This is a genomic window from Teichococcus rhizosphaerae (assembly GCF_002631185.1).
Taxonomy (GTDB): domain Bacteria; phylum Pseudomonadota; class Alphaproteobacteria; order Acetobacterales; family Acetobacteraceae; genus Pseudoroseomonas; species Pseudoroseomonas rhizosphaerae.
In genome coordinates this window covers 121,767-133,311 of record NZ_PDNU01000003.1, presented here as the reverse complement: position 1 = coordinate 133,311, position 11,545 = coordinate 121,767, and the positions used below count along the sequence as shown (strand labels likewise).

General features: G+C 74.1%; 11 protein-coding genes. 10 read left to right on the top strand and 1 reads right to left on the bottom strand.

What is annotated here, in order from left to right; translation table 11 throughout:
* Positions 1–47: 47 nt before the first annotated feature.
* The 7 genes from CR162_RS03035 (at position 48) to pcaB (ending at position 6,937) form a co-directional block, all read left to right on the top strand.
* Positions 48–1,082: a TRAP transporter substrate-binding protein gene (locus tag CR162_RS03035; RefSeq protein WP_099094060.1), complete on the top strand. Its 1,035-nt coding sequence runs from the start codon at positions 48–50 to the stop codon at positions 1,080–1,082.
* 139 nt (positions 1,083–1,221) lie between these two features.
* On the top strand, positions 1,222–1,728 hold the full coding sequence (locus CR162_RS03030; protein WP_245870096.1) for a TRAP transporter small permease: 507 nt from the start codon (positions 1,222–1,224) through the stop codon (positions 1,726–1,728).
* Positions 1,725–3,047 (top strand): TRAP transporter large permease, encoded by a 1,323-nt coding sequence (locus tag CR162_RS03025; RefSeq protein WP_099094059.1) that lies wholly within the window; start codon positions 1,725–1,727, stop codon positions 3,045–3,047. Before CR162_RS03030 ends, CR162_RS03025 begins: the two co-directional genes overlap by 4 nt.
* 84 nt (positions 3,048–3,131) lie before the next feature.
* Entirely contained in the window at positions 3,132–4,289 is a 1,158-nt protein-coding gene (pcaDC, locus tag CR162_RS03020; RefSeq protein ID WP_099094058.1) for a bifunctional 3-oxoadipate enol-lactonase/4-carboxymuconolactone decarboxylase PcaDC, read from the top strand.
* The gene (gene pcaH, locus CR162_RS03015; protein WP_099094057.1) at positions 4,286–5,029 is read left to right on the top strand and encodes a protocatechuate 3,4-dioxygenase subunit beta; all 744 of its coding nucleotides are present in this window, start codon (positions 4,286–4,288) and stop codon (positions 5,027–5,029) included. Before pcaDC ends, pcaH begins: the two co-directional genes overlap by 4 nt.
* The gene (pcaG, locus tag CR162_RS03010; RefSeq protein ID WP_099094056.1) at positions 5,026–5,580 is read left to right on the top strand and encodes a protocatechuate 3,4-dioxygenase subunit alpha; all 555 of its coding nucleotides are present in this window, start codon (positions 5,026–5,028) and stop codon (positions 5,578–5,580) included. Before pcaH ends, pcaG begins: the two co-directional genes overlap by 4 nt.
* 4 nt (positions 5,581–5,584) lie before the next feature.
* A complete protein-coding gene (gene pcaB / locus CR162_RS03005) occupies positions 5,585–6,937 on the top strand; it encodes a 3-carboxy-cis,cis-muconate cycloisomerase (RefSeq protein ID WP_099094055.1) in 1,353 nt (450 codons plus the stop codon).
* Positions 6,938–6,953: 16 nt separating this feature from the next.
* Here pcaB and CR162_RS03000 read toward each other — a convergent pair whose 3' ends face one another.
* Positions 6,954–7,748, bottom strand: coding sequence for an OBAP family protein (locus tag CR162_RS03000; protein ID WP_176559690.1), 795 nt, complete (start codon positions 7,746–7,748; stop codon positions 6,954–6,956).
* Between the two features lie 145 nt (positions 7,749–7,893).
* Between CR162_RS03000 and CR162_RS02995 the strand changes: the two genes are divergently transcribed.
* The 3 genes from CR162_RS02995 to CR162_RS02985 all read left to right on the top strand — a co-directional run bounded on the left by CR162_RS02995 (position 7,894) and on the right by CR162_RS02985 (position 11,511).
* Positions 7,894–8,388 (top strand): hypothetical protein, encoded by a 495-nt coding sequence (locus tag CR162_RS02995; RefSeq protein WP_176559689.1) that lies wholly within the window; start codon positions 7,894–7,896, stop codon positions 8,386–8,388.
* On the top strand, positions 8,385–8,885 hold the full coding sequence (locus CR162_RS02990; protein ID WP_245870095.1) for a hypothetical protein: 501 nt from the start codon (positions 8,385–8,387) through the stop codon (positions 8,883–8,885). Before CR162_RS02995 ends, CR162_RS02990 begins: the two co-directional genes overlap by 4 nt.
* A 64-nt stretch (positions 8,886–8,949) precedes the next feature.
* Positions 8,950–11,511 carry a ligase-associated DNA damage response DEXH box helicase gene (locus CR162_RS02985; RefSeq protein WP_099094052.1) on the top strand — a complete coding sequence of 854 codons (2,562 nt, stop codon included), beginning with the start codon at positions 8,950–8,952 and terminating at the stop codon, positions 11,509–11,511.
* The last annotated feature ends 34 nt before the right edge of the window (positions 11,512–11,545 follow it).

Genomic DNA, 11,545 nt, shown 5'->3' with positions numbered 1-11,545 from the left:
CCCAAGCCCGGATGGGCGACATTCGGCAACACACGAGGGAAACGTCCATGGTGCAACGCCGCCATCTGCTGGGGCTGGCCTCCGCCGCGCCCGCCCTGCTCGGCCCGCGCGCCGCGCGCGCCGACGAGGTGACGCTGCGGCTGCACCATTTCCTGCCCGCCGTCTCCAACGTGCACCGCAACTTCCTGGCCCCTTGGGCGAAGCAGGTGGAGGAGGCCTCGAAGGGGCGGCTCAGGATCCGCATCTTCCCCGCCATGCAGCTCGGCGGCGCGCCGCCGCAGCTCTACGACCAGGCGCGCGACGGCGTGGCCGACATCGTCTGGACCCTTCCCGGCTACACCGCCGGCCGCTTCCCCCGGATCGAGGCGCTGGAGCTGCCCTTCGTCGCCAACCGCAGCGGGCTCGCCAATGCCCGCGCCACCCAGGCCTTCGCCGAGAAGCACCTGGCGGAGGAGTTCGGCGAGGTGCATCCGCTCTGCTTCTGGTCGCATGACGGGGGGCTGATCCATTCCCGCAGCCCGGTGCGCCGGCTGGAGGACCTGCGCGGGATGAAGCTGCGCTTCCCCACGCGGCAGGCCGGCGAGGGGCTGCGCGCGCTGGGCGCCGCGCCCGTCGGCATGCCGGTGCCGCAGGTGCCCGAGGCGCTGACCCAGGGCGTGCTGGACGGCGCCGTGGTGCCCTGGGAGGTGGTGCCCTCCATCAAGCTGCAGGAGCTGGTGCGCAACCACACCGCCTTTCCGGGCAGCCCCACCTTCTATGTCGCCACCAACGTCCTGGCGATGAACAAGGCGAAGTACCAGTCCCTGCCCGCCGAGCTGCGCGCCGTGCTGGACGCGCAGTCCGGCCAGGCCGCCGCCGCCATGGTCGGCGCCATGCTGGACGAGCAGGCGGTCATCGTCTCGGAGCAGGCGCGCCGCCGCGGCAACACGCTGATCGAGCTGGAGGCGGCCGAGGCGGAGCGCTGGCGCGCCGCCTGCCAGCCGGTGACCGAGGCCTGGCTGGCGCAGATGAAGGGCCGCGACGTCGATGGCGCCGCGCTGCTGGCCGATGCCCGCGCCCTGTTCGCGCGATATGCCGGCTGAACCGGGGCGCCGCCCGGTCCCCGGCGCCCCGCCGCCGGGACCTGCCCGCCGCCCCTGACGCCTGCCCGCCGGCCGGCACCGGAAAGCCCCGCCCAGGAGGCGCCGACATGACCCCCGCCCCGCGCCGGACCCGCCCCGCATGGCCATGACCGGACCTTCCGCCGCCGCGCCGCCGCGGGGCGGCGCCATCGCCCTGCTGTGCCGGGCGCTGATGCTGGCGGGCGGCGCCACGCTGCTGGCCACCGCCCTGCTCACCGTGGCCAGCGTGCTGCGCCGCTGGCTGCTGGGGCAGCCCATCCCGGGCGACTTCGAGCTGGTGCAGGCCGGCTCGGGCCTCGCCGTGTTCGGCTTCCTGGCCTTCGGCACGCTGCGGCGCGCCAACATCCTGGTCGATACCTTCACCGGCTGGCTGCCCGCCACCCTTTGCCGCGGCATCGACGCCTTCTGGAACCTCGTCTGGGCCGCTGCGGCGGCGCTGCTGGCGTGGCGCATGGCACTCGGCGCGCTGGATGCGCTGCGCAGCGACACGCGCAGCATGGTGCTGTCCATGCCGCTCTGGTGGGCGATCGGCCTCGGCGCGCTGGCCCTGCTGGCCACCGCCCTGGCGGCGCTGCGCTGCGCCCTGCGGCCGGGGGAAAAGGCTTGAGCGAGGAATTCCTGCTCGCCGGCAGCGGCTTCGGCGCGCTGCTGCTGCTCATCGCGCTGCGCGCGCCGGTGGGACTGGCCATGCTGCTGGTCGGCGCCTTCGGCTACCAGCACATCGTGGGCTGGGAGGTGCTGGCCAACTACCTCAAGGCCACGCCCTGGCACCTTTTCGCCAGCTACACCTTCTCCGTCATCCCGCTGTTCATCCTGATGGGCGCCATCGCCGAGCGCGGCGGGCTGGCGGGCGACCTGTTCACCGCCGCCCAGGCGCTGGCGGGGCGGCGGCGCGGCGGCCTGGCCATCGGCGTCATCGGCGCCTGCGCCGCCTTCGGCGCGGTGTGCGGCTCCTCGGTCGCCACCACCGCCACCTTCGGCCGCGCCGCCCTGCCCGAGCTCCGGCGCCATGGCTACGAGCCCGGCCTCGCCACCGGCACCATCGCGGCGGGCGGCACGCTGGGCATCCTCATCCCGCCCAGCGTCATCCTGGTGGTCTATGCCATCAGCACGGAGCAGAACATCGCCAAGCTGTTCATGGCGGCGCTGCTGCCGGGGCTGCTGGCGGCGCTGCTCTACATCGCCGCCATCCTGGTCCTGGCGCGGCGGCGGCCGGAGGCGATGCCGCCCGCCCCCGCCCTTTCCGCCGCCGGGCGGCGCGCCGCGCTGCGCGCCGTGCTGCCGGTGCTGGCCATCGCCATCGTCGTCGTGGGCGGCATCTATGGCGGCATCTTCACGCCGACCGAAAGCGCCGCCATCGGGGTCGTCGCCACGCTGGCGGTGGCGCTGCTGCGCGGCAGCCTCGGCCTTTCCGGGCTGTGGCAGGCGGTCCGCGGCACCGCCGAGACCACGGCGATGATCTTCGTCATCCTGCTCGGCGCCGAGGTGTTCAACGCCTTCCTGGCGCTGACCCAGGCGCCGGACCTGCTGGCGCTGTGGATCGCCGAGCAGTCCCTGCCGGCCTATGGCATCCTGGCGCTGCTGCTGCTCAGCTACGTCGTGCTGGGCGCGGTGATGGACGAGCTGGCGATGATCCTGCTGACGCTGCCCATCTTCTTTCCCGTCGTCACGGCGCTGGATTTCGGCCTGGCGCCGGACGAGACGGCCATCTGGTTCGGCGTGCTGGTGCTGGTGGTGGTGGGCATCGGCCTCACCGCGCCGCCCATCGGGCTGAACGTCTTCGTCGTCGCGGCCCTGGCGCGCGACGTGCCGATGGCCCGCATCTATCGCGGCGTGCTGCCCTACCTGGCGATGGACGTGGCGCGGCTGCTGCTCTGCGCCGCCTTTCCCGGCCTGTCGCTGGCGCTGGTGCGGTGGCTGGGCTGAAGCCCGCGCGGTTGGGGGATTGACCATCGCCATGGCGGGCGCGACCGTCGCGGCGCATCGACACAGGGCGGATCGGCACAGGCCATGTTCATCCAGATCGCGGATCATCTGGTTCACTGCGTGGTGGAGGGTCCGCAGGACGCGCCGCCCCTGGTGCTGCTGCACTCCATCGGCACCACCCAGCATGTCTGGGATCTCCAGGCGCCCGCCCTGGCGCGGCATTTCCGCGTCATCCGCCCCGACATGCGCGGCCATGGCTTCACCGGCCTCCCGCCGGGCGACCACACGATGCAAAGCCTGGCGGGGGACGTGGTGGCGCTGCTGGACGCGCTGGGGATCGGCCAGGCGCATGTGGCGGGCCTGTCCATCGGCGCGCGCATCGCGCTCCAGCTGGCGGCGGACTTCCCCGAGCGGGTCTCCTCCCTGCTGCTGATCGGCGCCGCGCTGGAATATCCCGACCCCGCCACCTGGCAGGCCCGCATCGACGCGGTGCGCGCCCAGGGCACCCAGGTGCTGGCCGACGCGGTGATGCCACGCTGGGTGGCGCAGCCGGACGCGCCCTCCGGCCTCGGGCTGCGCACCATGCTGCTGCGCACCGATGCCGAGGGCTATGCCGCCGCCGCCGCCGCCCTGCGCGACGCGCGCGCCGAGGAGGTGCGGGGCCGCATCCGCGCGCCCACCACCCTCGTTGTCGGCGAGCTCGACCCCGCCTCGCCCGTCGAGGCGGCCGAGGCGCTGCGCGACGGCATCCCCGGCGCGGCGCTGCTGGTGCTGCCCGGCATCCGGCACATCCCCAACTACGAGGCGGCCGAGGAACTGACGGCGGCGATGCTGGCGCATCTCGGCGCCCTGCCCGCCGCCGCGGCCGACCCGCTGGAAGCGGGGCTCGCGGTGCGGCGCGCGGTGCTGGGCGAGGCGCATGTGGCGCGCGCCTCGGCCGCCGTCACGGCGCTGGACGCGCCCTTCCAGGACTACATCACCCGCAATGTCTGGGGGCAGATCTGGACCCGCCCCGGGCTGCCCCGGCACACGCGCAGCCTGTTGACCCTGGCGATGATGGCCGCCCTCGCCCGGCACGAGGAATTCGTGCTGCATGTGAAGGCGACGCGCCAGACCGGCGTGACGCCCGAGGAGCTGGCCGAGGTGCTGCTGCAGGTGGGCGCCTATGCCGGCGTCCCGGTGGCCAATCATGCGCTGAAGCTCGCCAAGGAAACGCTTCGCGCCATGGAGGAAGCGACATGACGGAAGGCTCCGCCGACAGAGGCCGGCCGCAGGACCCCGCCGGCTACCGCCCTCCCCGGCCCGGCACGCAGCCGGACTACGACGCGCCGGACTATGGCAGCACCCGGCTGCGCCACCCGTTGCGCCCGCTGCTGCGCGTCCCGCACGGGCCGACCGAGATTTCCGCCCCGGCGATGAGCCCCGCCCTCTACGCGCCGGCGCCGGACATGACGCGCCATGCCGGCGGCGAGGCGCTGGGCGAGCGCATCATCGTCGCCGGCCGGGTGTTGGACGAGGATGGCCGCCCCCTGCGCGGCACCATGCTGGAGATCTGGCAGGCCAACGCCGCCGGCCGCTACGCACATCCCGGCGACACGCATGACGCGCCGCTCGACCCGCATTTCACCGGCCAGGCCCGCGTCTTCACCGACGATGAGGGCTGGTACCGCTTCACCACCATCCGCCCCGGCGCCTATCCGTGGGGCAACCACCACAATGCCTGGCGCCCGGTCCACATCCACTACAGCCTGTTCGGCGCCGGCTTCGCGCAGCGGCTGATCACCCAGATGTACTTCCCCGGCGACCCGCTGCTGCCGCTCGACCCGATCTTCAACGCCACCCCCGACGCCGCCGCGCGGGAGCGGCTCGTCGCCCGCTTCGACCTCGGCATCACCCGGCCGAACCACGCGCTGGGCTACCGGTTCGATATCGTGCTGCGCGGCCGCGCGGCCACGCCCTTCGAGGAGGAGCACGAGGAATGAGTGGCATGGTCGCCACCGCCAGCCAGACCGCCGGCCCCTACTGGCACCTGATCGACCACCCCGAATGGGCCGACCTGCTGCGCATGGACGGGCCGAATGCCGGCCTCGCCACCGCCGCCATCACGCTGACCGGCCGCATCATGGACGGCGCCGGGGAGCCGGTGACGGACGCGCTGGTGGAGATCTGGCAGGCCGACGCGGAGGGCCGCTACGACGGGTCCTTCCACGGCTTCGGCCGCTGCGCCGCCGACCGCGAGGGGCGCTACCGCTTCAGCACCCTGCGCCCGGGCCCGGTGCCGGCGCCCGCCGGCGGCAATGCGCGGCAGGCGCCGCATGTGGCGCTGTCCATCTTCGCGCGCGGGCTGCTGAAGCCGCTCGTCACCCGCCTCTACTTCGCCGGCGAGCCGCTGAACGACACCGACCCGCTGCTGAATTCCATCGCCGAGCCGGAGCGCCGCGCCACCCTGATCGCCCGGCCCGACGGCCCGGCGCGCTGGGTGCTCGACATCCGCCTGCAGGGCGAGGGCGAAACCGTGTTCCTGGAGGTCTGAGCGCATGCTCTCCGTCAACCCGGCCGATGGCTCCGTGCTATCCGTGCTCTACGGCACCGATGCGATGCGGGCCGTGATCGGCGAGCGCGCCTTCATCGGCCAGATGCTGGCGGTGGAGGCGGCGCTGGCGCGCGCCCAGGCGCGGCTCGGCATCATCCCCGGCGAGGCGGCGGCGGCCATCACCGAGGCGGCCGCCATCGAGAAGCTCGACCTGCCGGCGCTGGCGCGCGCCACGCGCAACACCGGCTATCCGGTGGTCGGGCTGGTGAAGCAGCTCTCGTCGCTGGCCGGCACGGAGGCGGGGCGCTGGACCCACTGGGGCGCCACCACCCAGGACATCATGGACACCGCCCTGGTGCTCCAGCTGCGCGAGGCCTTCGCGCTGCTGGGCAGCGACCTGGACCGGCTGTGCCACGCCCTGGCCCGCCAGGCGCGCGAGCACCGCGGGCTGGTGATGGCGGGGCGGACCCATCTCCAGCACGCGCTGCCCGTCACCTTCGGCTACAAATGCGCCGTCTGGCTTTCGCCGCTGATCACCATGCGGGAGCGGCTGGAGCAGATGCTGCCGCGCCTGCTCAAGGTGCAGTTCGGCGGCGCCGCCGGCACCCTCGCCTCGCTCGGCGGGCGGGGCCTGGAGGTGGCGGAGGAGCTGGCGAGGGAGCTGGAGCTCGCCGCCCCCGACGCGCCCTGGCACGTCGCGCGCGACACGGTGGCGGAGGCGGTGTGCTTCCTGGGCCTGCTGACCGGCGCCCTGTCCAAGCTGGCCACCGACGTGATGCTGCTGATGCAGACCGAGGTGGCCGAGGTGTTCGAGCCGCACGCCCCCGGCCGCGGCGGCTCCTCCACCATGCCGCAGAAGCGCAACCCGATCGCCTGCGAATACGTGCTGGCCCAGACGCGCGGCGTCCATGCGCTGGTGCCGCAGATGCTCGCCGCCATGGCGGCGGACCAGGAGCGCGGCACCGGGCCGTGGCAGGCCGAGCCGCTGGCGCTGCCCCAGGCCTTCACCCTGGCGCATGGCGCGCTGATCCAGGCGATCGTCATCGCCGAGGGGCTGGTGGTGGACGGCGCGCGCATGCGCCGCAACCTCGACGCCAGCGGCGGGCTGATCATGGCCGAGGCGGTGATGATGGCGCTGGCCGGGATCGTCGGCCGCGGCGCGGCGCATGAGGCGGTGAACCAGGCCTGCGACGCGGCGCTGACCGAGGCGATCCCGCTCGCCGAGGCGCTGCGGCGCGATGCCTGCACCCGCGCGGCGCTGGACGACGAGGCCATCGCGCGGCTGACGGACCCGGCCAACTATCTCGGCATGACGGAGGCCTTCATCGACCGGGTGGTGGCGCGGCTGGAAGCCTGAGGGCGGGAGCGCGCGGTCAGGGCTTCCTCACCGGCACCTGCTCCAGGCGGAGCTGCGGGGTCTGGCCGCCTTCCCAGGCATTGGCGCCGGGCGCCACCTGCGGCACCGGGATCTCGGCCCGCGCGCGGCGCTTCTCCGCCATGTCCGTGCCGAGGCGCCGGTCGCGCTCGGCGGTGCGCGCCGGGTCGAGCTGGCCATCGGCGGTGAAGCCCATCATGAGCTGTGGGATGCCGAGCGGCAGCGCGTCGCCGCGGTCCACCTGCCAGGTGTGCCAGGTCTTGCCGTAGGTGGTGGAAAGCTGGCGCATGGCCACCGTCTCCACCGCCTCCGGGATGCCGGGCATGACCAGCTGGCCGGAGGTGGTCTCGTAGTGGTGGCTGTGCCAGAGCGGCTTCTCCTCCTCCGGCAGCTCGCGGAACAGCCGCTCGGAGATGATGTACTCGATGCCGATCAGCCGCGCCCCCGCCTCGTTGCCGTCGAAGATGACGCACTGGTGCATCTCCTCGGTCAGGTGGGTGCAGTAGTGGTGCGCCTCCACGGCGCGGCCCAGCTCGTCGGCGTAGAAGTGGAAGCCGTTCAGGTAGAGATCCATGGCGTTGAGCGGCGCCTTGGTCTGCAGCAGCGCGGCCCCCGCGCCGAGCGCCCGGTTGCGGGTGGAGGGCGGCCCGCCCGGCACCTCCGGCGCGCCCGCCTGGCCGTGCGGCGCGTGCTGCGCCCGCGCCTGGCCGCAGGCGCAGAACAGGGCCCCGGCTCCGGCGGCCAGGCTGGCGCCGAAGGCGCGGCGGCCCGTTAGGGATTTCAGGCGGTTCATGGCGTTCTCCCGGCCGGTGGCGATGGGGGCGTAACCGGCCCGGCGCGCCGGCGTTCCCCGGCGGCCCGCCGGCCCGGACTTGGCCCCGAAGGGAAAACCGAGCTATCCGGGTGCAGGACACATGGCCCAGGAGGGATGCCCAACGATGAAGCCCGTGTTCCTCCTCGCCCTTCTGGCGGCCCTGCCGGGCTGCAACGCCGTGCTCTCCGAGGGTTCCGCCGACCTCGCGGGCATCGGCGGCGCGGCCCTGGCCGATGCGGTGACTGACAATGGCGCGGTGGCCGCCGGCATCGGCATCGGCGTGCAGTCGGCGGCGCGGGCCGGGCTGCAATACACCCAGCGCCGCCTGCAGCGCGCCGAGCAGGACCGCATCGCCCTCACCGCCGGGCCGCTGGCGCCCGGCGCGGTGGCGCGCTGGTCCATCGCCCACAGCCTGCCCATCGCCGAGGACCGCGCCGGGCAGGTGACGGTCAGCCGCGAGATCGGCGCCCTGTCGCTCCGCTGCCGCGAGATCGTCTTCTCGGTGGAGGCCGAGAAGAAGGCCGCCGATTTCTACACCGCCATCATCTGCCAGAACGGCAATCGCTGGAAATGGGCCAGCGCCGAGCCGGCCACCGAGCGCTGGGGGGCGTTGCAGTGAGGCGCCTGGCCCTGGCGGCGCTGCCGCTGGGCGCCCTCCTGCTGGGCGGCTGCGACCTGATCGGCGGCATCAGCGGCGCCGTCTCGGGCGCCACCACCGGCGCCGTCACCGCCAATCCGGCGGTGGGCTACGCGGTGGGCCTCGGCGTCCGCTCGGCCACCAACGCCGCCATCGGCGGCTGGATGCGCGGCCTGAAGCGGGACGAGCAGGACGCCATCGCCCGCGCCGCCGGCGAGATGGCGCCGGGCGAGAGCCGCCCCTGGCGGATCGCCCATGGCCTGCCCTTCGGCTACAGCGACGCCGATGGCCAGCTCCAGGTGACGCGGGTGATCGACACGCCGCTGGCCAGTTGCCGCGAGGTGCTGTTCTCGGTGGCAGGCGGCAAGCCGGAAGCGCCGCCCGAGGGGCTGTTCGTCGCCACCGCCTGCCGCCAGGCGGAAGGGTGGAAATGGGCCAGCGCCGAGCCGGCGGTCGATCGCTGGGGCGCGCTCCAGTAAAGCGGCCCGATAAAACAGCCCGGCTTGGCAGGGGGCGGTTTCACCGCCATATCCGCTCCCACCGATGGGAACATTGCCGGAACCGTTTCAAAGCTGGTTCGCCGCGCGCGGCTGGCGCCCCCGCCCCCACCAGCTCGCCATGCTGGCGGCGGCCGGGGCGGGGCGCTCCGCGCTGCTGGTGGCCCCCACCGGCGGCGGCAAGACGCTGGCTGGCTTCCTGCCCAGCCTGATCGACCTGCACCGGGCGGGAAGCGATGGGGCGCCGCGCGAGGGGCTGCACACCCTCTACATCTCGCCGCTCAAGGCGCTGGCGGTGGACATCGCCCGCAACCTGCTGGCGCCGGTCGGGGAGATGGGCCTCGACATCCGCATCGAGACCCGCACGGGGGACACGCCGGCCAACCGCCGCGCCCGCCAGCGCGCGGCGCCGCCGCACATCCTGCTCACCACGCCGGAAAGCCTGTCCCTGCTGCTGTCCCTGCCGGAAGCGGGGGAGATGTTCGGCAACCTCGCCTGCGCGGTGGTGGACGAGGTGCACGCGCTGGCCGGCACCAAGCGCGGCGACCAGCTCGCCCTCTGCCTCGCCCGGCTTTCCCGGCTGGCGCCCCGGCTGCGCCGCGTCGGCCTGTCCGCCACCGTGGCGCATCCGGAGGCGATCGCCGCCTGGGTGGCGCCGGATGCGCGGCCGGACTCGGTGGCGCTGGTGCGCGCCACCGGCGGCGCGGCGCCGGCGCTCGACGTCATCCTGCCCGAGGGACGGCTGCCCTGGGGCGGGCATATGGGGCTCGCCTCCATGCCGGAGGTCTATGCGCGGCTGCGGGCGGCGGCGGTGAGCATCGTCTTCGTCAACACCCGCGCCCAGGCGGAGCTGGCCTTCCAGGCGCTGTGGCGGCTGAACGACGACAACCTGCCCATCGCCCTGCATCACGGCTCGCTCACCGTCGAGCAGAGGCGCCGCGTGGAGGCGGCGATGGCGGAGGGCCGGCTGCGCGCCGTGGTCGCCACCGCCTCGCTCGACCTCGGCATCGACTGGGGCGCGGTGGACCAGGTGATCCAGGTGGGCGCGCCCAAGGGCGTCGCGCGGCTGCTGCAGCGCGTGGGCCGCGCCAACCACCGCATGGACGAGGCCAGCCGCGCCGCCCTGGTGCCCGCCAACCGCTTCGAGGTGATCGAGTGCCGCGCCGCCATCCAGGCGGTGGCCTCGGGCGAGATGGATGGCGAGCCGCCCCGCCCGGGCGGGCTCGACGTGCTGGCGCAGCACATCCTGGCCATGGCCTGCCACGCCCCCTTCCACCCGGACGCGCTCTACGCCGAGGTGACCCGCGCCGCCCCCTATGCCGCCCTTGCCCGGGGCGACTTCGACGACGTGCTGCGCTTCGTCGAGGATGGGGGCTACGCCCTTTCCGGCTATGAGCGCTTCCGCAAGCTGTTCCGCGACGCCGAGGGGATGATCCATGTGCGCGGCCCCCAGGTGGCGCGGCAGCTGCGGATGAACCTCGGCACCATCGTCGAGACGCCGCTGATGAAGGTGCGGCTGCGCGGCGGCCCGGTGCTGGGCGAGGTGGAGGAATGGTTCGTCTCCACCCTGGAGCCGGGGCACACCTTCATCTTCGGCGGGCAGGTGCTGCGCTACGAGGCGCTGGACGTGAGCGCCGTCATCGTCAGCCGCGGCGGCGAGGGCGAGCCGCGCGTGCCCGCCTATGCCGGCTCCAAGCTGCCGCTTTCCACCCACCTCGCCCGCCGGGTGCGCGGCATCATCGCCGATCCGCGCCAGTGGCGCGCCCTGCCCGGCCCGGTGCGGGACTGGCTGCGGCTGCAGGGCCACGCCTCCGAGCTGCCCTCCGCCGAGGGGCTGCTGGTGGAGACGTTCCCGCGCGGCGGGCGCTGGTTCACCGTGGCCTATTGCTTCGAGGGGCGGCTCGCGCACCAGACGCTGGGGATGCTGGTCACCAAGCGGATGGAGCGCCTGGGCCTCGGGCCGCTGGGCTTCCTCGCCACCGACTACGTGGTGGCCGCCTGGTCCGCCTTTCCGGTGGAGGACGCGGCGGCCCTCTTCACCGAGGACCTGCTGGGCGAGGAGCTGGAGGAATGGATCGCCGACAGCTCCATGCTGCGCCGCACCTTCCGCAACATCGCCACCATCGCCGGGCTGCTGGAGAAGAACCATCCGGGCCGCGAGAAGTCCGGCCGGCAGATGACCATGGGCGCCGACCTGATCTACGACGTGCTGCGCCGCCACCAGCCGGACCACATCCTGCTGCGCGCGACCCGCGCCGAGGCCGCCGCCGGCCTCACCGATGTCGGCCGCATCGGCGCGCTGCTGGCGCGCATCCAGGGGCGCATCCGCCACCTCGTGCTGGAGCGCGTCTCGCCCCTCGCCGTGCCGGCGCTGATCGAGGAAGGGCGGGAATGGGTTTCCGGCACCGCCGAGGACGCGCTGCTGGCCGAGGCCGAGGCGCTGGTGGAGGAGGCCACGGAAGGCGCCGAGCACTTCACCGGCACGCTCGGGCTGGAGATGCTGAACCCGCATCCGCCCCCACGCTCCCCCGGCGAGCAAGGCCGCCCGCGTGGCCCCGGCCGCGCGCCGCGCCATGCCCGGCAGCGCCTCCGCCATGGCGTGCATTGAGCGCCGGGCGGGCCACCCGCGCCAAAAGCCCCTT